This window comes from Bacillus sp. JUb11 (assembly GCF_024807925.1).
GTDB lineage: Bacteria > Bacillota > Bacilli > Bacillales > Bacillaceae > Bacillus > Bacillus altitudinis.
The window spans coordinates 327839-351129 of record NZ_JANUEZ010000006.1; the positions used below are offsets into that span (position 1 = coordinate 327839).

At 40.8% G+C, this 23291-nt stretch carries 28 protein-coding genes; 1 reads left to right on the top strand and 27 read right to left on the bottom strand.

Annotated elements, in window-relative coordinates:
- Positions 1-27: 27 nt before the first annotated feature.
- The 19 genes from aroH to M2369_RS13825 all read right to left on the bottom strand — a co-directional run bounded on the left by aroH (position 28) and on the right by M2369_RS13825 (position 15594).
- Positions 28-411 (bottom strand): chorismate mutase, encoded by a 384-nt coding sequence (aroH, locus tag M2369_RS13735; RefSeq protein WP_008344549.1) that lies wholly within the window; start codon positions 409-411, stop codon positions 28-30.
- Entirely contained in the window at positions 408-1499 is a 1092-nt protein-coding gene (gene aroB / locus M2369_RS13740; protein WP_041507019.1) for a 3-dehydroquinate synthase, read from the bottom strand. Before aroB ends, aroH begins: the two co-directional genes overlap by 4 nt.
- Entirely contained in the window at positions 1499-2671 is a 1173-nt protein-coding gene (aroC, locus tag M2369_RS13745; protein WP_007500947.1) for a chorismate synthase, read from the bottom strand. The genes aroB and aroC overlap by 1 nt, the downstream gene beginning before the upstream one ends.
- A gap of 76 nt (positions 2672-2747) precedes the next feature.
- Positions 2748-3524: a CheR family methyltransferase gene (locus M2369_RS13750; protein WP_008344547.1), complete on the bottom strand. Its 777-nt coding sequence runs from the start codon at positions 3522-3524 to the stop codon at positions 2748-2750.
- A 144-nt stretch (positions 3525-3668) separates the two neighbouring features.
- Positions 3669-4115, bottom strand: coding sequence for a nucleoside-diphosphate kinase (gene ndk, locus M2369_RS13755; protein WP_003216015.1), 447 nt, complete (start codon positions 4113-4115; stop codon positions 3669-3671).
- A 129-nt stretch (positions 4116-4244) separates the two neighbouring features.
- A complete protein-coding gene (hepT, locus tag M2369_RS13760) occupies positions 4245-5207 on the bottom strand; it encodes a heptaprenyl diphosphate synthase component II (protein ID WP_024718506.1) in 963 nt (320 codons plus the stop codon).
- A 24-nt stretch (positions 5208-5231) separates the two neighbouring features.
- On the bottom strand, positions 5232-5936 hold the full coding sequence (locus tag M2369_RS13765) for a demethylmenaquinone methyltransferase (protein ID WP_007500957.1): 705 nt from the start codon (positions 5934-5936) through the stop codon (positions 5232-5234).
- Positions 5937-5939: 3 nt separating this feature from the next.
- Positions 5940-6707, bottom strand: coding sequence for a heptaprenyl diphosphate synthase component 1 (locus M2369_RS13770; protein ID WP_041507018.1), 768 nt, complete (start codon positions 6705-6707; stop codon positions 5940-5942).
- A gap of 115 nt (positions 6708-6822) precedes the next feature.
- Positions 6823-7053, bottom strand: coding sequence for a trp RNA-binding attenuation protein MtrB (gene mtrB, locus M2369_RS13775; RefSeq protein WP_008344541.1), 231 nt, complete (start codon positions 7051-7053; stop codon positions 6823-6825).
- Between the two features lie 23 nt (positions 7054-7076).
- On the bottom strand, positions 7077-7646 hold the full coding sequence (folE, locus tag M2369_RS13780; protein ID WP_003215789.1) for a GTP cyclohydrolase I FolE: 570 nt from the start codon (positions 7644-7646) through the stop codon (positions 7077-7079).
- Positions 7647-7836: 190 nt separating this feature from the next.
- A complete protein-coding gene (hbs, locus tag M2369_RS13785; RefSeq protein WP_003215863.1) occupies positions 7837-8115 on the bottom strand; it encodes a non-specific DNA-binding protein Hbs in 279 nt (92 codons plus the stop codon).
- Between the two features lie 374 nt (positions 8116-8489).
- Positions 8490-9968, bottom strand: a complete 1479-nt coding sequence (gene spoIVA / locus M2369_RS13790) for a stage IV sporulation protein A (protein WP_008344534.1) — start codon at positions 9966-9968, stop codon at positions 8490-8492.
- Between the two features lie 205 nt (positions 9969-10173).
- The gene (locus tag M2369_RS13795) at positions 10174-10899 is read right to left on the bottom strand and encodes a hypothetical protein (protein ID WP_007500961.1); all 726 of its coding nucleotides are present in this window, start codon (positions 10897-10899) and stop codon (positions 10174-10176) included.
- 18 nt (positions 10900-10917) lie between these two features.
- Positions 10918-11121 carry a DUF2768 domain-containing protein gene (locus tag M2369_RS13800; protein WP_024718503.1) on the bottom strand — a complete coding sequence of 68 codons (204 nt, stop codon included), beginning with the start codon at positions 11119-11121 and terminating at the stop codon, positions 10918-10920.
- A gap of 266 nt (positions 11122-11387) precedes the next feature.
- Positions 11388-12425 (bottom strand): NAD(P)H-dependent glycerol-3-phosphate dehydrogenase, encoded by a 1038-nt coding sequence (locus tag M2369_RS13805; protein ID WP_041507017.1) that lies wholly within the window; start codon positions 12423-12425, stop codon positions 11388-11390.
- Positions 12426-12439: 14 nt separating this feature from the next.
- On the bottom strand, positions 12440-13750 hold the full coding sequence (gene der / locus M2369_RS13810; RefSeq protein WP_008344528.1) for a ribosome biogenesis GTPase Der: 1311 nt from the start codon (positions 13748-13750) through the stop codon (positions 12440-12442).
- Between the two features lie 159 nt (positions 13751-13909).
- Positions 13910-14104, bottom strand: coding sequence for a capping complex subunit for YIEGIA (locus M2369_RS13815; RefSeq protein ID WP_008344527.1), 195 nt, complete (start codon positions 14102-14104; stop codon positions 13910-13912).
- 6 nt (positions 14105-14110) lie between these two features.
- Positions 14111-14995, bottom strand: coding sequence for a YIEGIA family protein (locus M2369_RS13820; protein WP_007500964.1), 885 nt, complete (start codon positions 14993-14995; stop codon positions 14111-14113).
- Positions 14992-15594, bottom strand: coding sequence for a YphA family membrane protein (locus tag M2369_RS13825; protein WP_438824994.1), 603 nt, complete (start codon positions 15592-15594; stop codon positions 14992-14994). The genes M2369_RS13820 and M2369_RS13825 overlap by 4 nt, the downstream gene beginning before the upstream one ends.
- Positions 15595-15712: 118 nt before the next feature.
- Here M2369_RS13825 and M2369_RS13830 point away from each other — a divergent pair, with 118 nt between their 5' ends.
- The gene (locus M2369_RS13830; RefSeq protein ID WP_008344525.1) at positions 15713-15844 is read left to right on the top strand and encodes a YpzI family protein; all 132 of its coding nucleotides are present in this window, start codon (positions 15713-15715) and stop codon (positions 15842-15844) included.
- Between the two features lie 176 nt (positions 15845-16020).
- Here the strand turns inward: M2369_RS13830 and fni are convergent, their stop codons facing one another.
- The 8 genes from fni to prsW form a co-directional block, all read right to left on the bottom strand.
- Positions 16021-17088 (bottom strand): type 2 isopentenyl-diphosphate Delta-isomerase, encoded by a 1068-nt coding sequence (gene fni, locus M2369_RS13835; RefSeq protein ID WP_041507014.1) that lies wholly within the window; start codon positions 17086-17088, stop codon positions 16021-16023.
- Between the two features lie 14 nt (positions 17089-17102).
- Complete coding sequence (gene rpsA, locus M2369_RS13840; RefSeq protein WP_008344519.1) at positions 17103-18254, bottom strand: 30S ribosomal protein S1; 1152 nt, start codon at positions 18252-18254, stop codon at positions 17103-17105.
- A gap of 223 nt (positions 18255-18477) precedes the next feature.
- The gene (cmk, locus tag M2369_RS13845; RefSeq protein WP_017359766.1) at positions 18478-19155 is read right to left on the bottom strand and encodes a (d)CMP kinase; all 678 of its coding nucleotides are present in this window, start codon (positions 19153-19155) and stop codon (positions 18478-18480) included.
- Between the two features lie 71 nt (positions 19156-19226).
- Complete coding sequence (locus M2369_RS13850; RefSeq protein ID WP_008344514.1) at positions 19227-19409, bottom strand: YpfB family protein; 183 nt, start codon at positions 19407-19409, stop codon at positions 19227-19229.
- Positions 19410-19472: 63 nt separating this feature from the next.
- Positions 19473-20120, bottom strand: a complete 648-nt coding sequence (locus tag M2369_RS13855; protein ID WP_007500975.1) for a flagellar brake protein — start codon at positions 20118-20120, stop codon at positions 19473-19475.
- 102 nt (positions 20121-20222) lie between these two features.
- The gene (gene ypeB, locus M2369_RS13860; RefSeq protein ID WP_008344510.1) at positions 20223-21572 is read right to left on the bottom strand and encodes a germination protein YpeB; all 1350 of its coding nucleotides are present in this window, start codon (positions 21570-21572) and stop codon (positions 20223-20225) included.
- A 16-nt stretch (positions 21573-21588) separates the two neighbouring features.
- Complete coding sequence (sleB, locus tag M2369_RS13865) at positions 21589-22500, bottom strand: spore cortex-lytic enzyme (RefSeq protein WP_008344509.1); 912 nt, start codon at positions 22498-22500, stop codon at positions 21589-21591.
- 132 nt (positions 22501-22632) lie between these two features.
- Positions 22633-23289, bottom strand: a complete 657-nt coding sequence (prsW, locus tag M2369_RS13870; protein ID WP_008344507.1) for a glutamic-type intramembrane protease PrsW — start codon at positions 23287-23289, stop codon at positions 22633-22635.
- Positions 23290-23291: the final 2 nt, after the last annotated feature.

The window sequence follows — 23291 nt, forward strand, 5'->3', positions numbered from 1 at the left end:
GTGTAAACTTCGGCTGTTCATATCGTATTATAATTCCTTGTTTTTTGTCAACTGTAAATCAGGCCGAAGCGTGACAGCCTCTTCCAAGTATACGTGCTGGATGTCTTCCTGCTTGACATCTGTCTGAACGGTCATTAAAACGCGAATACACTTCTTTAGACCTCCATCAATGTCAAGCTCTTGCATACAAGTAACAGGCACATAGGTCCATCCTTCAAACTGCCTGAGTGCTTTTGCTGGAAAAACAGAGTGAATATCTTGTGTAGCTGAAATCAAGATCTGCACGACACGCTCTGGATCTACTTGATTTTTTGAAATGATCGCTTCTAGCAGCTGCTTCGTTTTGGTTAACACTTCTGTTTCTGTATCTTCTGTCACAGTTGTAGCCCCGCGTATCCCGCGAAACATCATAGACAGCCCTCCTCCCGTTTCCATTCTTCGAGCCAGTGATACAGCTCATCTTTTGTGAAAGATTGCAGGGTGACGTCTCCAACTTGTTTTAGCAAAACAAACTGAACACTCCCGCCTCTTGCCTTCTTATCACCAATCATGCGATCGACAAATGTTTTGGTTGAAATCGTTTGTGTGACTTGAACTGGGAACCCTAGTTCTTTCATCCACACTTTAAGTTTCTCACGATCTAGGCTGAGTCCTTGCTCTTTTTCACTGACATATAAAGCAAACTGCATGCCAATTGCAATGGCATCTCCATGCGTGATCGCACCGTATCCATACTCCGCTTCAATGGCATGCCCTAGTGTATGACCTAAATTCAAGTATGCCCGCACACCTTGTTCTTTTTCATCTTCTTGAACAATGGATGCTTTCACTTGAATCCCTTTATAAAGCATATGTGCAAGTTCATCCTTTGATAATTCTGTCAACGAACGAATGGACATCAGTTCTGATAAAAAGACTTCACTTGAAATCAGTGCATGTTTTATCACTTCTGCAAAGCCTGATCTCAGCTCTATTGGTGAGAGTGTCTCTAGCATACTTGTATCATAGATGACAGCAGCCGGTTGATGAAACGCACCAATTAAATTTTTGCCGAGCGGATGATTGATTCCGGTTTTTCCGCCGACTGCACTATCATGTGCAAGCAGCGTGGTCGGCACTTGAATAAAATCAATGCCTCTCATATAAGTGGCAGCAGCAAAGCCAGCCAAGTCTCCAATCACCCCGCCGCCTAATGCAATGATGCATGAGGAGCGGTCGAGTTGAAATTGGATGGCTTTCGTATGAATCTGCTCAAACTGCGCAAAAGATTTTGATTGTTCTCCGTTTGGCACCACTACTTTTTGTACAGACCATTTCTGTTTAAGTAATTGAACCATTTCATCTCCATAAAGGGCATCGACGGCTGAATCTGTCACGATAAAGAGCTTCGTGTAGGATCGTCCAGTGGAAGTAATCAAGTCTACGATATTTTGTCTAATCCCATCACCGATATATACAGGATAAGTGGCTGAAGACGTCTTCACTTCCAGTGTTTTCATTAAAACTCCCTCTGAAGCTGGCGCATTTTGTCCACATTTTCTTTAATGCGGTCAATTTGATCAAGACCAAACTGCTCAACCACTGCATTGGCGATTTCCCATGCAACAACTGCTTCTGCTACAACACTTGCGGCTGGAACAGCACAGCTGTCAGAACGCTCAATACTTGCAGAGAAAGGTTCTTTTGTTTCAATATCCACGCTTTGCAATGGTTTGTATAAGGTTGGGATTGGTTTCATAACCCCTCTTACGACGATTGGCATGCCAGTTGACATTCCGCCTTCAAGACCACCTAAACGGTTTGTTTTTCTCGTATAGCCTTTTTCTTCATCCCAGATGATTTCATCATGAACTTCACTGCCATTTTTAGAAGCCGCCTCAAAGCCAATACCGAATTCAACCCCTTTAAAAGCGTTGATACTAAGTACTGCACCCGCAAGCTTGCTATCCAGTTTGCGGTCATAGTGCACATAGCTGCCGACTCCAACTGGCATCCCTTCAACGATGACTTCGACAATACCACCAATTGAATCGCCGTTTTTCTTCGCTTCGTCAATGGCATCCATCATTTTTTGACCAGCTTCACTGTCATAGCAGCGAACAGGTGATTCTTCTGTTACTTTTTGCAAATCTTCAATAGATTCATAAGCGGTATGGGAAGCTTTTACTCCACCAATTTCAAGGACGTGACCAGCCACTTTGATTCCAAGGTGAGCCAAAATTTGTTTCGCTACTGCACCTGCTGCTACACGAACCGTTGTCTCGCGTGCTGATGAGCGCTCTAATACGTTTCTCATATCACGGTGACCATATTTAATCGCACCATTTAAATCCGCATGCCCTGGTCTTGGACGAGAGATTTGACGCTTCATTTCACTCTCTTCTTCTTCAGTAATCGGCTCTGCACCCATGACCTTTGTCCAGTGCTTCCAATCATTATTTTCAACAACAAGTGCAATAGGAGAACCTAATGTTTTCCCGTGGCGGACTCCACTTAACACTTTTGCTTGGTCTTTTTCAATCTGCATTCTTCTTCCGCGGCCATGACCTTTTTGTCTTCTAGCCAGTTCATAATTGATGTCATCCTGCTCTATGTAAAGTCCCGCTGGAACTCCTTCAATAATTGTGGTCAGTTGTGGACCATGTGATTCACCTGCTGTTAAGTACCTCATGACTTATTCTCCCTTCATCGCATTAACGCTTTTAAGTAAAACTATAATAACACACTTCCTACTAAAAAGTCAGCTACTACCCCTTCTTTTGATAAAAGAAAGTATCAGCAGAGGTTAGTCCAAACTTTTCTGGGTGAAAAATTTGTTCTGTAGAACCAACAAATAATACGCCGTTTTGCTTTAAACTGCTGCTCATTTTTAAGTAAATTTCTTCTTTCGCCTCTTCTGTAAAGTAGATGAGGACATTTCGGCACACGATGAGATCCAGCTGTTTTTCATATGGATCTGCTAAAAGGTTGTGTTTCTTAAATTGAATGTGCTTTCGAATCTCATCCTTCACCGTGTAAAATGAAGAATCTTCTTTGGTGAAATATTTTTGCTTGATTTGATCTGGCACCTCTTGCAAAGATCGTTCATGATATCTTCCTTTTTGCGCAGATTGCAGGACTTTATCATCTATATCCGTTGCAATAATTTGGAAGTCCTTCACAAGCGGATGGCTTGATAGCAACATTGAGAGTGTATATGGCTCTTCTCCAGTAGAGCAAGCTGCACTCCATATTTTTAGGGTGCCGCTGTTTTTTGAAAGCAGCGGCAGGATTTTTTGATCAAGTACTTCCCAGCGCTGATAATTTCGGTAAAATTCTGACACATTGATCGTCATTCGATCCATCGTTTCATCTAATAGCGCTTTGTCCTTTTCAAGAGCAGACGCAAATGCCTCAAAATCTTTATATCCTTTTTTATCATAAAGAGATGTTAATCTTCGTTTCATTTGTGCTTCTTTATATAAATTCAGATCTACCCCAGTTAGTTTTTTCCATTTCCCAACAAATACTTGATACTGATCCATCAATGTCCTCTCCTGTCTCATCTATCTTTGTCCTAGTATAGCTGTTTTTATCATAAATTTGTATCATCTCATGCGAAAAATCGTATAGAAATCTCAATATAAAAAAGCCAAAGTGATCATTTGATGAACACTTTGGCTTGAACATTAATAAATCCAGCTTGAGATCGTTTGATCCCAGTTTGTCAGTTCTTCTTGTTTGAAGAAAAGGTTGATTTCTCTTTCGGCACTTTCTGGTGAGTCTGAGCCATGGATAATGTTTTTGCCAACAGTTAATCCATAGTCGCCTCTTATTGTTCCTGGAAGCGCTTCCTTCGGATTTGTCTTTCCAATTATCTGCCTTGTTACGTCTACGACTTGTTCACCTTGCCATACCATCGCAAATACAGGTCCTGACGTAATAAAGTCAACCAATTCACCGAAAAATGGTTTTTCTTTATGCTCTCCGTAATGTGTTTCTGCTACTTCTTTTGGAATGCTCATGAGCTTTGCTCCAACAAGCTGAAGCCCCTTTTTTTCGAATCTTGACACAATTTCACCGATTAATTGTCTTTCCACACCATCAGGCTTGACCATAAGAAATGTTTTGTCCATATACGTTTTCCACCCCGTCGTTATGTATGTATAGGCTTACATTGTTACAAAGTGATCGTATCATTTTTTTTTATAATAATCAATTTTTGACAAAAAATTTCACAAAAAAACCAATCAACGAAACGTTGATCAGAATTTTCGTTTACCAATATATTTTGCAATCGACGCTAATGAAGATTTAGCCCGCCCACGCGGAAGTTGATCGAGCTGTTCAAATGCTTTTTTCAAATACATTTCACTCACTCGAATGGAACGGTCGATCGCATCTGTTTGTTTGAGATGTTCAATCACAGGTTTCAGCTGCTTTTCCGTCGTTTCACTATTGATCAGCTTCAACTGACCTTCTAACGTCGGGTTCTGAAGCGCATATAAAACAGGAAGGGTAACATTTCCTTGTAAAAGGTCCCCACCAACAGGTTTACCTAATTCTTCTTCAGTTGCTGTAAAATCAAGGACATCATCAATGATCTGGTACGACATACCAACATAGTACCCAAACCAGTAAAGGGCTTTATGTGTTTTTTCATCTGTTCCAGCTGCAATCGCACCTAATTGGCAGCTGCCTGCAATAAGCAAGGCTGTTTTTCGTTTAATTCTTCTTAAATATGTACGAAGGTTTTGGTCCATGTTGTATTTATCTTTGACTTGTTCTATTTCCCCAAGACAGAGCTCGACGACCATTTTTGACAAAATTTCATGTGCCATTGGGTGATTGATTTTCGTCATGTACTCGAGTGACCTTGCAAATAAGTAATCCCCCGTGTACATCGCAATTCTGTTGTCCCATTTTGCTTTAATCGTCGGTTTTCCTCTTCTCAGTTCTGCATCATCAATGACATCGTCATGGACAAGTGATGCCATGTGGATTAATTCAAGCGCTACGGCTACATATTTAATTTTATTAATATCATAGTCACCAAACATGCCTGAAAGGAGAACAAAAACGGGGCGGATTCGTTTTCCGCCCGCTTGCAGCAAATGAAGACCGGCTTCACTTAATAATGCATAATCAGAGCGAACGGTTTGTTCAAGCTCTTTTTCAATTATATCGATATCATGATTTAGAAAAGAAATCATTGCTTTTAGTTTCATTATTTTCACCCAAATATCGTTTATTCAAAGCTTCTTTCCGATATGTGTTGCTGCTACACCGCCTGTAAATGGATGATACGAGACATCAGACAGACCGGCCTCTTCAAAAAGAGACGCCAGTTCTTTCATGCCAGGGAACGTTTTGGCTGATTCTTGAAGCCATGAATACTCCTGATAGCTTTTGGCAAACAGCTTGCCAAAGAGCGGCATGATGTATTTGAAATAGACATAATATCCTTGTTTAAACCCAATCATCTCAGGCTGTGATGTTTCAAGGCAGACAACCATTCCACCGGGTTTTACCACTCGTGTCATTTCCTTTAGCACTGTTAAGTAATCAGGGACATTTCGAAGGCCAAAACCGATTGTGACATAATCAAATGAGTTGTCCTCAAAAGGAAGCTCCATTGCATTGCCGTGGAGCAGCTCAATTTGATTGTAGCCGCCTGTTTTCACCTTCGTTTCGCCAACACTCAGCATATTTTTACTGAAGTCAAGACCTTTGACCTCGCCTGTTTCTCCAACAGCGTCTGCAAGCGCAATCGTCCAATCGGCAGTTCCGCAGCATACATCTAGTGCTTTGGCTCCTTTTTGAACATTCATGAGCTTCATTGTTTTATCGCGCCATTTTTTATGCTGTTTAAAGCTAATGACAGAGTTCATTTGGTCATAGTTTTTATAAATTTTTTCAAATACACCGTGTACTCGCTGTTCTTTTGATTGCTGCATGACTTACCCTTCTTCCACTTTCTGATGGTACGCAGGTTCATTTTTCATATGATCCAAGCGATTTAATAGCTCTTTTTGAACGATCGGAGATGAAACTAGATGCTCCTTGATTGATCGTTTGGCCTTTTCATAGCCTTCACTTTCAAAGTTGTCAAAACATGTATAGGCGTCCGTATAGCTATCGTTCAAAAAAAGTTTTAAATGTTTGTCGTCTTCTACTTGTTTCATAAAACGTTTATAAACAAGGAAGCGACTTGCAATTTCATTCCAATGCGTCAATTGAAAGTGCTCAGAAATTCTTTGGAATAGCGCAGATTCTACTGTAGCAACACTTTTATAAAAGTGGGCTGCATCTTGAATGGATCGATCATATAGTCTAATTTTATGTTCATTAATCTCTTTGATCGCCGTGGCGAGAGTACGGATCATGTAAATATCTTTCATGTCAGAGAGAAGAGAGTAATAGAGACCGCTGAAATAGTCTCCTGCTAGGATGGTCAACTGACGATTTTTGAACTCGTCTTGTTTGATGGCTGCAGCAGTTGTGACTTCGTCATGGGTATCAAGGGCAATTTGCACAAGCATCGCCGTTAAAATATAATTTTCTTTTTTCTCAGCATCGATTTGAGCTTCATCAAACATTGCATGAAAAAGAAGGAGCTTATCTTCATCGATGAGCGGCGCACGCAAATGCTTCGCCAAATAAGGATGAGAAAGCTTTTTGTTTAATTTTATATTCAGATTAGATAAAATTCCGTAGATGTCTTGCAAAGATATCACCCTTGTCCCAAAAATTACAGTTTCATATGTAGCTCTCTACATTGTATAGAGATTTATTATACCATATCAGGCCTGACTTTCATGCTATCAAGTGCATAGTCGTGCGTTATTTCTTTGCTTCGCTTTGAATTTCACCGAAGCTTGTTTGAATGACAGCATCGCCTCGCACTTTGATGGCTGATGTGTGCTCAGTAAATTGTGCGATAATGACTTCACCTTTATCGAGCTTTTCGGAATGGTGAAATCTTGTATCGGAACCTCTAGTTAAGCCGATCACATTGACACCATTATCAATGGCTTTAATCACCACAAAATCAGATGCTTTATTTTCACTCAATCTGTTCACCTTCCATCTATGGATTAGTCGTTTTTAATAAATGAAAGCACTTCTGCTCTTGCTGCCGCATCATTTGCAAATGTACCGCGTACGGCTGAAGTGACGGTTTTAGCGCCGGGTTTCTTCACTCCGCGCATCGTCATACACATATGCTCTGCTTCAACGACAATCATCACACCATGTGGATTTAAAGTTTCCACCATACTATCTGCAATCGTTGATGTAATGCGCTCCTGAAGCTGCGGGCGCTTTGCCACGGCTTCTACTGCTCTCGCCAGCTTGCTGAGTCCCGTTACTTTTCCGCCGCGCGGAATATAAGCGACATGGGCTTTGCCATAGAATGGCACAAGATGGTGTTCACACATTGAATGAAAAGCAATATCTTTCACAAGAACAAGTTCTTCATGATCTTCACCAAAAATGGTTTTAAAATGTTCTTTTGGATCTTCATTTAATCCCGAGAACACTTCTTCATACATTTTTGCTACTCGTTTTGGGGTATCAAGAAGTCCCTCACGATCTGGATCTTCTCCGATTGCTTTTAATATATCGCGTACCGCGTGTTCGATTAATTCTTTATTTATTTCACTCATGTATTATATCCTCCAAAGGCGATTACATTTCATTCAGATTCTAGCACACTTCAGATCCTAAAAGCAAAGGAGAGCGTTCTAAACAAACCATTTGATTCAAAAGGAAAAGCCCCTTATCAAAGGGGCTTTTCTAGACCAGTGTGAAACTGTATATGTATAACTCCTTCAATAGGATCATTACACATAACGATTATTTACCTGCCACCGCGTCTTTAAGTGCTTTACCTGGTTTGAAAGCAGGTACTTTGCTTGCAGGGATTTCGATCTCTGCACCAGTTTGTGGGTTACGTCCTTTACGAGCTGAACGCTCACGTACTTCAAAGTTACCAAAACCAATAAGTTGGATTTTGTCACCATTTTTAAGTGCATCTAAAATTGTATCAAAAACAGAATCAACTGCTTTTGTCGCGTCTTTTTTAGATAACTCGCTTGCTTCAGCAACCGCGTTAATAAGTTCTGTCTTGTTCATGCCTTTCACCTCCTCCCAAAAATATGCATTCAATAGATTGTTATCATTTCTTCACAATTCATCTTCTTTCTATACACTTTTTTTGAAAAAAAGAGCGTCTAGAAAGCGTCATACATGGCTTTTCATTAGAAAACTTCTCTTTGAAGGAATGTTTGTCCAACAAAGTGAAGATTTTCTGTAAGTAGATTAACACATATGAAATACCATATCAAGCATTTTAAAGGGAAGAATCCTTATTCGTCAAGGATTAAGGGCACTTTTGCGAACGAATATTCCTAATTTCAGCCTGAATCTGACTAATCTTTATACAATTGTCTTTTTATGACTTCACCCGCACGCAAAAAAAGACCCCCATCAATGAGAGGTCTCACATCCTATAGAATAATCGCGATCAGACCGCCTGATCCTTCGTTAATAATTCGTTCAAGCGTTTCCTTTAGTTTATACCTTGCATTTTCCGGCATCAGCGAGAGTTTTGCTTGAATGCCTTCTCTGACAAGCGAGCTGAGTGAGCGTCCAAATATATCGGAATTCCAGATAGAAAGCGGATCATCCTCAAAGTCTTGCATTAAGTATCGGACGAGCTCTTCACTTTGTTTTTCTGTTCCGATAATCGGCGCAAACTCACTTTCTACATCTACCTTAATCATATGAATAGATGGCGCGACTGCTTTTAATCTGACGCCGAATCTTGATCCTTGCCTAATGATTTCCGGCTCATCTAAACTCATATCCGACAAAGCTGGTGCCGCAATTCCATAACCAGTCTGCTTCACCATTTTTAAAGCGTCAGACACTTGATCATACTCCGTTTTCGCATGTGCAAAATCTTGCATGAGCTCAAGAAGGTGATCTTTGCCCCTAATTTCCACACCAACCACTTCTTTTAGGATATGATCATATAGATCATCCGGCGCATACAGATCAATTTCTGCGATCCCCTGACCCATTTCAATGCCCGCTAAGCCCGCTCTTTCGATAAAATCGAATTCACTGAACTGACCTACCACTCGGTCAACATCTCTTAATCTCTTAATATCCTTGACGGTTTCTTTCACTGAATCCTGATAACTCTCTCTTAGCCAATGATCTTCTTTTAGTACCATAACCCAGCTTGGCAGGTTCACATTCACCTCAAGCACTGGGAATTCATATAATGCTTCACGAAGTACACTGAGGACGTCTTGTTCTCTCATACTTTCGACACTCATCGCGAGTACAGGAATATCATATTTTTGACTAAGTTCCTGCCGCAGTGCTTCTGTTTCAGGGTGATAAGGTCTCACAGAGTTGATCACCATAATAAAAGGCTTTCCAACTTCTTTGAGTTCGTCAATGACACGTTCTTCTGATTCAATATAGTCATGTCTTGGGATTTCCCCAATTGATCCATCTGTTGTAATCACAACACCAATGGTTGAATGCTCTTGAATGACCTTGCGTGTACCAATTTCCGCTGCTTCATGAAACGGGATTGGCTCTTCATACCACGGCGTATTAATCATTCTCGGACCATTTTCATCTTCATACCCACGTGCACCAGGCACGGTGTAGCCTACACAATCGACAAGCCTAATGTTAACATCCAGGCCGTCACTCACGTGAATGGATGCCGCTTGATTTGGCACAAATTTTGGCTCTGTGGTCATAATGGTTTTTCCTGCTGCGCTTTGCGGCAATTCATCCTGTGCTCTTGCACGGTCTGCCTCATTATTGATATTCGGGAGCACCACGAGCTCCATAAACTTTTTAATAAACGTAGATTTCCCTGTACGAACAGCTCCAACGACTCCTAAATATATATCGCCTCCTGTTCGTTCAGCGATATCCTTGAAAATATCGACTTTTTCCAAGTGATCCCCTCCCGGACTTGCTATCCTCGTTTTCAAATAAAATACTCTATACTTCAATCAAACGGTGCTTGAAAGGTGTCAGGACAATATATGTGTATGACGTTGTCCTATTTGAATATGACACCTTTTTTGTTTTGAGAGTATGTTTAGCCATAAAAAAACCTTTCTCCTCATTTATATGCAGAGGAGAAAGGTTCATTCTTGTTTATGACGTCTTTTTTTCTAAAAAAGCCGGCTCACCTTTTTTGTTGATCGTATATGGAACAGAAAACGCTGGTACAAACGGAGTTTCCTGCCAATAGACATCTTGAATATTTTCACCTGGTTTCAGCTTTTGTTTCGTATTTTTCAAAATCTGGGCAAAATCACTGCGATAGTCAACATAGATTTCGCCATTTGAGGAAATCAGTAATGGAAGTGATTCACCCGTGACAGGGCTCGTCACTGTAGGCGGTGCTTTTAACCCTAGTTTTTTTTCATTTAACGTATATAAATCTTTGGATACTACTTTGCCATATGGCGGATATGTATGTTCATCTTGATATATTTTGATCCTCAGGCGTAATTCACTGATCGTTTGTGTCATTTTGACATCAAGCAGTTTCACCGTTGGGTTTTGTTCGACGTCTGTGAGGACATAGATATATTCGCCCCCGCCTTCAAAAGATGTCGACGGTACATCGTGTAAATATCTTGGTGACAGACGCTTAAAGTCAATGACATACTTCTGATAAATAGGTGTGTCGCCTTCTTTTGTTTCAATCGGTAAAAGGCCATTTGTCGCTTTTTGAAAATCTTCAATCGCTGTCTGCACACTTTGCAGCTGCTCTTTATATGGCACGCGGTTTTCAGCTTTGCGATTCTCTGGATAAAGGCACCCCGTAAGTAAAATAAGTGTTAACAGCATGACACTGATTTTTGCTTTGATCATCACATTCTTCCTTTTTCTTTATTCATTGACCGGCCCGCTAACTACAACTAAAAACACAATGATACCTGATATGAGCATCAAGCTGTACGCAACAGTCGAAGCTGTTATTTTCAGAAATCGGCTCTTCAGCTTAAACCTACTCAAATAAATGGTTACAACGGCTAAAAACATGAGCCCCATTGAACCAAGCGCAAACCACATCTTGATTAAAGCAAAACTCATCGTGCCTGTCCCCCTTTAATATAAACGAATTGTAAGCGTTTATATTTCATTCTAAACCAAAATTAAGTAAAATATCAATCATTTTTCCAATCATTCAGAAAAAAGTGAATAAAAAAACTGAAGCAAAGAGGGGGACTCTGCTTCAGTCATTAGGTCGACTATTTTTCCTCATTCTGTAGAGGCAAAGCTCTATTCAAACTTCATTGTTATGTTATGCAAGTCTTCCCCTTCTTGCATCCTCTACACGCCTAAGTTCAGTCTTCCAATTACTTTGTTTGGTTTTCGAACATGTTCACAAGGTCTTCCATCTCATGTGTTTTCACACGTGCCATCAAGGATTCTACAGCATCGTCTACCTTTTTCCCTTCAAATAGGACGCCGTAAAGAGCCTCTGTAATCGGCATGCTGACCTTGTATTCTTTGGAGAGCTGATAAGCGCCTTTTGTTGTGCGGACGCCTTCGACAACCATCCCCATTTTTTCAAGCACTTCTTCGAGCTTAAATCCTTTACCGAGTAAATTCCCGCAGCGCCAGTTACGCGAATGAACACTTGTACATGTGACAATCAAATCTCCAACACCTGTTAATCCGGCAAACGTAAGAGGGTTTCCTCCCATTTTTGTGCCGAGGCGGGCGATTTCAGCAAGACCCCTTGTGATGAGCGCTGCTTTCGCATTATCGCCATATCCGAGTCCGTCTGTGATCCCTGCTGCAAGAGCGATGATGTTTTTCAGCGCCCCGCCAATTTCCACCCCAATCACATCAGGGTTGGTGTACACTCTAAAATTATTGTTCATGAACAAGTCTTGAACAAATTGAGCTGCTTCAATATTTTCTGACGAGACAGTCACAGTTGTCGGATGACGCAAGCCAACTTCTTCAGCGTGACTTGGTCCTGACAGGACAACCACTGCTTCCCTTTTCGCTTCTGGGACTTCTTGTTCAATCATTTGAGAAATTCTAAGAAGCGTATCTGGTTCAATTCCTTTACTGACATGAACAAATGGCACCTTTGACGTAATGAACTCATTTGCCTGTTTCAATACTTCTCGAATAGCCTTTGTTGGCACAGCGACAATAATCGCATCTGTCCCTTCTAGTGCCTGTTTCATATCTGTTGTCGCTTGAATAGACGCTGGCAATGCAACATTAGGCAAGTAATCATGATTTTCATGTTTCTCATTGATTTGATCAATTAATTCTTGTCTATGTCCCCACATGTGTACATCATGATGATTATCAGCTAATACAAGCGCAAGAGCTGTTCCCCAGCTCCCTGCTCCAAGTACTGAAATTTTCTTCATCCTGCTCACCCTTTTTATTTTCTCGCTCTCGCAAATATTTTAATTGGTGTTCCTTCAAAACCAAATGCATCTCGAATTCGGTTTTCTAGGAAACGCTCATAAGAAAAGTGCATAAGTTCTGGATCATTTACAAACACAACAAAGGACGGCGGTTTGATCGCCACTTGTGTTGCATAGTAAATTTTCAGACGCTGTCCGTTATGGGTCGGCGTTGGGTTCATTGCTACGGCATCCATGATAATATCGTTTAGAATGTTAGTTTGAACGCGCATCGCATGATTTTCACTAGCGGTAATGATTGTTGGCATTAACGTGTGAATTCTCTTTTTCGTAAGAGCAGACATGAATAAGACAGGTGCATAATCAAGGAATTGAAAATGCTCGCGAATGTTTTGCTCAAATTCCTTCATTGTACGCTCGTCTTTTTCAACAGCATCCCACTTGTTCACAATGATCACAACGGCTTTACCCGCTTCGTGTGCGTAGCCGGCAATACGTTTATCCTGTTCAATAATGCCTTCTTCACCATCAAGAACAACAGCGACAACATCCGATCGATCAATGGCTTTCAACGCACGGAGTACACTGTATTTCTCTGTTGTTTCATATACTTTCCCTTTTTTTCTCATACCGGCTGTGTCGACAATGACAAAGTCACGTTGGTTGTACGTAAACATTGTATCTACAGCATCTCTTGTTGTACCAGCGATGTTGCTGACAATGACACGTTCTTCACCGAGCATCGCATTCACCAAAGAGGATTTCCCTACATTTGGGCGGCCGATTAAGCAGAACTGGACCACTTCTTCATCATACTGTGTATCTGGTAAGTTTTTGAAATGCTCTGCGACAGCATCAAGCAGATCACCTAGACCGAGTCCGTGCGTTCCAGAAATCGGATACGGTTCGCCAAATCCAAGTGCATAAAAGTCATACACGTCGCTTCTCATTTCAGGGTTGTCCAATTTATTGACAGCAAGTACGACAGGTTTTTTCGTGCGATATAAAATTTTTGCGACTTCTTCATCCGCAGATGTGACGCCATCTCTTCCATTGACCATAAAGATAATAACATCCGCTTCATCCATTGCGATTTCAGCCTGATGGCGAATTTGCGCCAAAAACGGCTCATCTCCAATATCAATTCCACCAGTATCTATTAAATTAAAGTCATAATTTAACCATTCAGCAGAGCTATAGATTCGATCTCTTGTTACACCAGGTGTGTCTTCTACAATCGATATTCTTTCGCCTGCGATTCGATTAAAAATTGTAGATTTTCCAACGTTGGGCCTTCCAACAATGGCTACGACAGGTTTACCCATAGTACCCTTCCTTTCAATCCAGCCGCGATTCAATATGTTCATCATCATGTTTCAACCGGGATTTATAATTTTCATTCAGTTTTATGAAATAAACCCTTCAAACATGAAGGGTTCAACTTATATATTATATCAATTTTTAATCAGACCACAATGAATAACTTAAAAATGTTTGACGATCAAGTAAAGATCTTCTCCAATGCCGTGTGCAATTCCATCTAAAATGGCCTCTAAATTCATGGCATACATGTCGAGCTCTTCTTTATTTTCACAGAAAAAAACGGCTGTTCCGCCAATGACCCGCTCTTTATTTGTTGTCGCCACAGCCAATATAAATTGTTCAATGGTGTTCGCCATGCCCTATTACCTCACTTTCTTTTTAATGAAATCTGTCGGCATTCTAATGGCATTTTCTAAAATAGGCACCTCTTCTAATACACGGACAGCCAAATCTTCACGCTGCCATTGCGGTAAAATGAATACGCCAAGTGTGCCATTATTCAGATCACGTTTTGCGAGCGGACAAAGCGATGGTTCACCAGAATCTCGGTATACACCAAGCACGTTGGATAAATCAAATAAGATAGCTTGCCGCTGCCCAAGGTTTGCGATGGTTGTGGCCGAGTTAAAATTCTTCGGAGTCAAGATGAACCCCATTCCATGCTCTAAAATCAATTTTTGCTTTTCAGGCAGCCCGATATTCATAATGTAAATATCATTTACGTAAAGTCCTGCGCCGTCAAAACGAAGTTCCCCTTTTTGAATATTCACGATATCCTTTAATTGGCTCCCTGACATTAATAGTTTTGCCATGAAAAAACAAAGAATACCGACCACTGTCCCAACGACGAGCGAAAAGAAAATACAGGCGGTCGTTGTAATAAGGGCAGTAAGAATGGCAATATAATTTCGACTTTCAAAGGCGATCGCAATGCCTTCGATATATGTACTGCCTCGTGAGACAAGCTCATACGAATCCATTTGGGTCAATGTATTTCTTTCCATATTACGCACATCACGAAATTGCGTGGCTGCAAGCGTCAGAAAGGTAATGGCAGTGAATTCTTCCTGGATCAGCGCAGGCATAATAATAGCACCAAGCCCTGATGCGATAAAACCTAGCGCAATGTGAATCACTTGTCCATGAATATATGTGGGATATTGCCGATAATCAGTTCTTAGCATATAAAGCCTAGCCGCCATCCCAAAGATGACACCAATAATCACAGGAAACGTGTAATCCGTCATGTTGATTTTGCAGCCCCTTTTACTGGTTTTCTAGATGAACGGGTGTTCAAGAGTTTTTCAAGCTGACCTACACCTAATAGAAAGACAGCTCCTTGAACAGCCATGGAAAGAAACGAGAGATCTCCTATGACAATGGAAGATGTGAGGCGATGAATCGTAAGCGCATAAAGGGCTTCCCCCAGACATATAGCCATCATCCATAAAGTGATCCGTTCCGTTAACTGATGCCCATATGTTAAACACATCAAGATCAGCAAGGCAAATACAACCCAGTCCACCTTTATTATCGTGAACCAAACTGGATCATATAATGCAAAAATCATAAAAAAAGCATACGCACTGACCATGGAACCTAATTGCATGATTCGCATGATTCGATGAGCAGGCAGAAAGATCACGAATGACACGCAAGCATATAAAAAGGTCATCAAAAATCCTGCATTGATCCTAATGTCTAAAATAGAAACCATGACATGACTGCATATAATATGAATGAGAACACATACGCCCAGCACATTGCGCCACGTGCTTTTCTCCATGATAAATGTCACCATAATCCAAACGAACCATATTGACCAATAATAGTACAATGCCTCCAACCCTCATCACCTCAATTACATTATGGGAAAATCTCCAGTTTTTAAACGTATGAGAAGGTGCGGGATTTGCATGAAATAAACAAGAGGTGACACCCTAATAGTTGAGGAGGGATGTATGATGGGTAAGGATAGACAGGAAAAACGCCTAAAGGCGTCAAGAAGAGTTGAATCTGATCGCGATCAATCCATTCATCACAAAGGGGCAACAACTTTAGAAGGCCCGGAAGACGCTCGCAAAAGAAATCAATAAAAAAAAGACATGTGATTACCACATGTCTCAGCATGCAGACAAACCCTCGCATTCAGTGTCAGTCCTGCGCATTGGTGCTTACGAATGTCAAATTCGCTCCGCAAAAAGGAGCTGTCTTTCATAGACAAAAAAAGTTTTCTTTCACGCTGAAAAGAAGACAAAGGGCTAAATTTCATTTAGTCCTTTGTCTTCTTATTTCTTAAACTATAGTACGTAGTATCCACGCCTCTTTCTTTCAGCCAATGACTTGTTTCCCCTGTAAGCACAATCGGAGCTTGCCTTAGCTCCTCAATTGTTTTCATGCCAAGTACTGTCATCAACATCTTCACATCATCTTGTAGATCAATGATATCAGAGATGAGGCCCTTTTCTCCTCCACTCGTCAGGGATTTTAAGAAAAAACCGGCTAATCCAACGGCAGACGCACCAAGAGCAATTGATTTTGTCACATCAAGTGCATCTTGAATGCCTCCAGAAGCTAGGACGGTTTGATCTGGAAAGGCTGTATGTACTTCAGCCAGACTCGCTGCAGTTGGAATTCCCCACTGGTCAAAATAGCTAAGTGCTTTTTGACGGCGCAGGTTCTCGATTTTAGAAAAATTCGTTCCCCCAAATCCACCTACATCAACAGCAGCAACTCCAGCATCAAATAATTTCTTTGCTGTTTCCTTACTCATCCCAAATCCAACTTCTTTGACGACAACAGGCACCTCAATTGATTCAGCAATGGCTGAGATCCGCTCAACAGCACCTCTGAAATCACGATCTCCTTCAGGCATGACAATCTCTTGAATCACGTTTAAGTGAATTTGGAGCATGTTTGCCCCCAGCATGTCAACGGCATCCCGCGCTTGCTGAATTGTCGCCTCACTGCCCAAATTGGCAAAAACGAGTCCATCTGGATTCACCTTTCGAACCACTTCATACGTACGACGTTCGTCTGCATCTTTCAGTGCAGCCATTTGTGATCCGACTGCTACTGGAATATTGGTTTCCTTCGCTGCGATAGATAAAGAGCGATTAATCTCATAGGTCGATTCTCCGCCTCCACCAGTCATTGCATTGATAAAAATTGGCGAACCGAAAGTCAGTCCGCCAATTGTCGTATGTGTATCAATTTGTGATGTCGCAAGATCTGGTAAACTGGCGTGAACGAAGGAAACATCTTGTAAACCTGTTGCTGCATGCTGGCCAGTCGACAAAGCATGCTCAATATGCTGTTTCTTTCTTTCTGCTCGCGTCAATTTTGATCACCAAATTATTTTAGTTTATTGAGTTTATCACCAATCAGGTCACCAAGCTGGAATCCGCTTGTATTTTCTTCTTTCGCCTGATATTGACGGTAATCCTCTTCGATTTGTTTTTCAGGATTCTCTTCTAATTCACGAATGCTAAGTGAAATGCGCTCTTCATCTTCATTGACATCAAGCACTTTCACTTTCACAGTCTGCCCTTCTTCAAGGACTTCTTGAGGAGTACCGATATGTTTGTGTGAAATTTGGGAAATATGCACAAGTCCTTCTACACCTGGCAGAATTTCAACAAATGCTCCAAAGCTCACAAGGCGTTGAACGGTTCCTTCAAGAACATCACCTTGTTTTACCTTTTCACCAATTTGGCTCCAAGGTCCTGGTAATGTTTCTTTAATAGATAGTGAGATACGTTCGTTATCGCGGTCAACAGCAAGAACTTTGACTTTCACTTCCTGTCCTTCTTCAACAACGTCAGATGGCTTTTCGACATGCGCATGGGATAGTTGAGAAATGTGAACTAATCCATCAATGCCGCCAATGTCAACAAATGCACCAAAGTCAGTCAGGCGCTGCACTTTTCCATCAATCACACTGCCTACTGCAAGCTTTTGCAGGAAGTCTTGCTTCTTGTCTAATTGTTCTTGCTCAACGACTGCACGATGCGATAGAATCACGCGGTTTTTTTCGCGGTCAAGCTCTACCACAACAAGCGAGAGTGTTTTTCCTTTGTAGTCAGTGAAGTCTTCTACATAGTGTGCCTCAACAAGAGACGCAGGAATAAATCCGCGAACACCAATGTCGACCACTAGACCACCTTTGACAACGTCTTTTACTTCTGCTTCAAATACTTCTTTTGTTTCAAACTTTTTCTCTAGGTCTTCCCAAGCGCGGTCTGCATCAACAGCACGTTTCGATAAAATCAAAGCATCGTCTTCGACTTTTGTTACTTTAAGCTCTAACTCGTCGCCATCTTTCACGACATCTGATGCTTTTTCAACGTGAAGACTTGATAATTCACTGATTGGGATGATCCCAGGTTGTTTCACATTGACGATATCTACATTGACATGCTTGTCCTCAACTTTAGAAACAATCCCTTTCACTACATCTCCAACCTCTGGTACCTGAACATCGATTTGATTCATTTCCTCTGTCATTTCGATAACCTCCTTGGTCCAAACCTACACAGCTTAGTTAAAACGACTGGGTGAATATGTGTCCTTAGCATGATGATTGCCAGCCGAATATGTATTATAGAAACATTCAAATCAACAGAATTGCTTGAATGATCAATAAAAATAGTATTAGTATAAACTTCTAATAAAAGACCTTGTTTGTCAAGAGATAAACCTCTAACTTATAAAAGTTTTCTAAAATTTCTTACTGTTTTTCTACACGCTCTGCTGCATCTAAAATTTTACCTGCAACCTCTTGAATAGAAAGGGAAGTCGTGTCAATTTCAATGGCATCATCTGCTTTCTTCAGCGGTGATACCTCCCGCTCAGAATCAAGCTTGTCACGTCTTGCAATCTCTTCGATCAGCTGATCGTAATTGACATCATAGCCTTTTTTCTGATTTTCTTCAAAACGACGTTTTGCTCTTTCCTCTACTGACGCAAGCAAGAAAATTTTCACTTCTGCATCTGGAAGAACATGCGTGCCAATGTCTCTTCCATCCATGACGACACCGCCTCGGTTCCCCAGCTCTTGCTGCCTGCGGACCATTTCTTCCCGGACAGCTCTATGCTTTGCAACAACAGAGACTTGATTGCTTACGCGGTCTGTTCTGATGTCTTCTGTGACATCGATCGTGTCTAAATGTACTTTTTGACCTTCGTCAGTTGACACAAGTTCAATGACTGTGTTTTTCAATAACGCATCAAGTGCCTGTTCGTCTTCAAGGTCTACGCCTTGATTGAGTGCTGCAAGTGTAATTGCGCGGTACATCGCACCTGTATCGATATAAATATATGATTTTTTCGCTGCGACAATTTTTGCCACAGTGCTTTTTCCTGCTGCAGCAGGACCGTCAATTGCGATAGATAATTTCTTTTTCATAATACCTCTCCTTGATTGAATCTCCCTTATGAATTGTAACACGATCACCGCTCAAACGGGGGAATTTTCTATCAATCCTTTTGCTTAAATGTCTCAATCCAATCTTCAATGCTCATGTTATTCACACCCTCGTATTGTACGACTTTTGACAAAAATAGTTCTCCTTTCGTCAAGTGAAGGGTGACCTGAACCGCTAAAAGCAGAATGAGCTGAATGAGCACTGCTTTGAATAGCCATCTTTCCATTGTTTTCATACAAAAAGCCTCCAACGCTAGATTCTTTCTCTCTAGTATGGAAGCTTTTGACAACCTTTATTCTTATACTTTTTTCACACGTGTTAGAAGCTGCTGCTGGAAGCAATACTTCATGATGTGTTGCTGGTGGTCGTTTGTGATTTCAGTAAATTCCATGATCGCTCTTGTTTTCCCCGTCTGTTCATCTTGATAAACACGATTCATTTCTGCAATCGCTTTAATTTTCACTGGTTCTTTAAGTGAAAGTTCAAACTCTGTGACGACCTCGCCATATTCTTTTAGTGAGACACCTTCTGGAACAGCAATTGCTACACCGCCAGCACTCATATTGACAATAAATGTGTCGAAGGTTTCTTCACCATTTTGCGTAATGGACGCTTTCACCATCGTATCCACTCGAAGATATTCTCTTCGCTGAAGCCGAATCATTTCTTCTTTTGGCGGAATCGAAACGACAATCATCGGGATATCTTCTTTTCTTTTCCCAATGACTTTGCTTGTACATTTGTATGGAATTTGATTTTCATCGAAAAAGAAGACGGTGATTTCTGTTTCTTGATTTAAATAGATCGTACGCCCCGTTTCTTTATCAGCTGGATAATTAATGCAAATATCATCGTTATTATTTTCCAAAACTTTCGATTTTGCAGTTTTCACTTCTTTGTTCTCATTGACATACTCAATTGTGATTGCATCCCCTATTTGTAACATTCCTCATCACTCTTTTCATCTGTGAAATCGTATCCTCTCTTATATTAAACCATGTATAAAACAAAAGGAAAAGGCTTATTCGCCTTTTCCTCGCTTCCTTTTCTATAGGTCTTTATATATAGGTTCTGCATTTTTTAGTTTATCTACTCTTTCTTCTTTTCCAGTATCTGCATTAATGAACATTCGGTATGTGTCGTTTTTAATGGTTCCTAAAAACTCATAGCAGAGAACTTCCTCTGACATATCATTTTGAACAAGAGCTACATGTGTATCCTCGATCTTCACATGTTTATTTAAGGTCTTTTCAGCTTCTTTTCGAGAAATCTTTGGTGCTTTTATGTCACGTTTTCTGTGATTCATTAAATAGTCTTTCGCTGAGAATCCCACAACCTCACCATCATCTAAAGCGACTTTCATTCGAATACTATCTGGATAAAGCAATACGTTATTCTGTAAAGGTACATAGGTAAATACGCCGATATTATCAAATTGCGCACTCTCATCTAAATGAAATGATTCGGTATCGAAACCATGCTTCTTTAAGAAACTTAGTGCTTTTTCTGAGGCATCATTTAAACTGATTTTTTGTTTTTTCACTTCACGGTTCTGAAGAAGATAGACAGGATGGCCGCCTTTTTCAGTCAAGTCTAAATAAAAGTTTGCCCGGTTGTCTGGGTCAGACATTGACAGGCTGTAGACATCACGGTTCGTTTTACTCCCACTTTTTCTCACCTTGAAATCTTTGTTATGGTCAGGCGCAAATTGCTGGGCGATACGGATCGCTTCTTTTTTTGAAATCTTTTGCCCTTTTAAGTGATTGTAGCCTTGCGTTTCTGATTCAGTTGACACATTTGTAGGGCCAAGATCAACATCTGCAAACGCATCAGCATTTCTCTCAACGGTTTTTAATCCGTCAATGATGGTGTTGTCGTTTTTTCGATCTCCATCAGCCAGTGCCATTTCAACATCCATCCATTTTAAATTTTTGTTGAGTACGAGATGCTGCACTTGTCTAAGTTCGTTTTGAATATCTGCCGCTTGATCATATAAAGTGGTAATGGTTTTGTGTGTATCTTTGTTTAATGGTTCATCTGATAAAGATTTAAGTGACGATTTGTAGCTAAAGTCACCGACATTCGCTAGAAACTCTTCTGTTTTGTTAAAAGGCATCAATGTGAGCGGGAGCTGACTGACATTGTTATGCGCTTCTGATGACATTCTCCATACATCTGCCAGTGCTGGAGATATAGATGTTTGGCTATTCATCGCAAGTGTTGCGCCAAGTTTATCGTGCAGCTGATCGACTTGATACGTTAAATCATGGAAGGCTCTTTGATAGTTGTTCTCTGCATGAAGCAGTACTGCATCTTTTTCTTGATGCTCTTTATAGCCCCAGTATCCTGTTGAGATGACAGCAATTCCTAAAATAGCAATCAATATTCCTCTGATCATTTATTTACACCTCTTTCTATTCACAGAAAATATGTTTCCCGATTCGTTTAATTTGTGGTCTTCCCCAAATCCATGGGCTTGTTGCTGTATCAGGATTAAAGTAATAAACGGCGCTTTCAGATGGGTCCCAGCCATTAATAGCATCAAATACTGCCTTTTTAGCGGTTTCATTTGGCGCCATATAAAATTGTCCATCTGCTACAGCAGTAAACGCAAGCGGTTCAAAAATGACACCAGCAATCGTGTTTGGAAAGGTCGGGTTGTTTAAACGGTTTAAGATGACGGCTGCGATCGCTACCTGTCCTTCATAAGGTTCACCTCTCGCTTCACTATAAACAGCTTGTGAAAGAAGCTGAATGTCATTGCTTGAAAAACCACCTGGCATGTTGGCTGCTGTTTGTTTCGGCGTTTGATTTGCTTGACCATTTCCTGACTGCTTTCCAGACGAGCTGTTTCCTCCGCTTTGACTTTTTTGATTCTCTTTTGCACCTTGTGCTGTCTTTTTTTGCGTGTTTCTTTGCGCAGGAGCCTTTGTTTGCTGATCAAGAGGTTTCCCGCCATAATGCGTAAACTGATTCCCTTTTTGCAGCTGCTGTTGCACAAACTCTTTATAGTATTTCGTCTTTTGAACTAATAGGCTTTTTGTTTTTTCCCCTACGAGTCCATCGACTTTCTTTACACCAAACTGGCTTTGAAAATTGCGCACGGCCCAGTAAGTTCCCCAGCCATACACCCCGTCTATTTTTCCATTGTAAAAACCATTGTATTGGAGCCTTGCCTGGAGCTCGACGACATCTTCTCCTGTAGCTCCTCGCTGAATCACTTGATTCGTGAAAGCTTCACTTTTTTCAGCTGTCATCAATGAAGACGCGAGCAGAACAATTGAGAAGATAAGGACGATTTGTTTCATAAAACGAGCTTTGTCCATATTTGATCCTCCTGTACTTTTGATGTTTGAATATATGTTTCTTCCGATCCCTATTTTTATACATTCATCACAGGAGGGAATTGGATGGAAAAGACAAAAAACGCCCTAAAGACGTATAGGACGTTTTCCAATTTAAATTTGTACCATCTTCACCGCACGGGCTTTTTTGGCTTTCCGCAGACCAAACCACCATAAAAAAATCATGAACGGCAACATAATATATCCCCAATTTTTCATGCCAAGAAGAATGAAATCATATAAGCCATGAAAAAGAATAGGAAGTATTAAAGAGAGAATCAGCCATTTTCGCTGCTCTTTTTTATCAGAGAAGCGAGCTTTACCTATATAAAATCCCATCACCACACCAAATAAAGCGTGGCTTGATACAGGCAGCAAGGCACGTGTAAACGCGTACTCTACCCCATGACCCACTAAGTACAGAATATTTTCAAGTGTCGCAAATCCAAGCGAGACACTTGTTCCATAGACAATCCCGTCATAGTGTTCATCAAACTGTACGTGCGCATAGACACTGACCATTAAAATAAACCACTTTAATGATTCTTCTAAAAATCCCGATGTCACAAATGAAATCACGATAGGATTCGTAGCGATATTTTCCTCTTGGAGGACATACTGAATAAACATGGTTGGAAACACAAGTATGACACCTAGCATAAAAGATCTGATGACCATATGAACCGGCTCATTGTCGTATTGATCTTTCAAATAAAAATAACTTAAAAGTGCGATGCCGGGAGCTAAACCTGCTGAAATGATTGCGATCATAA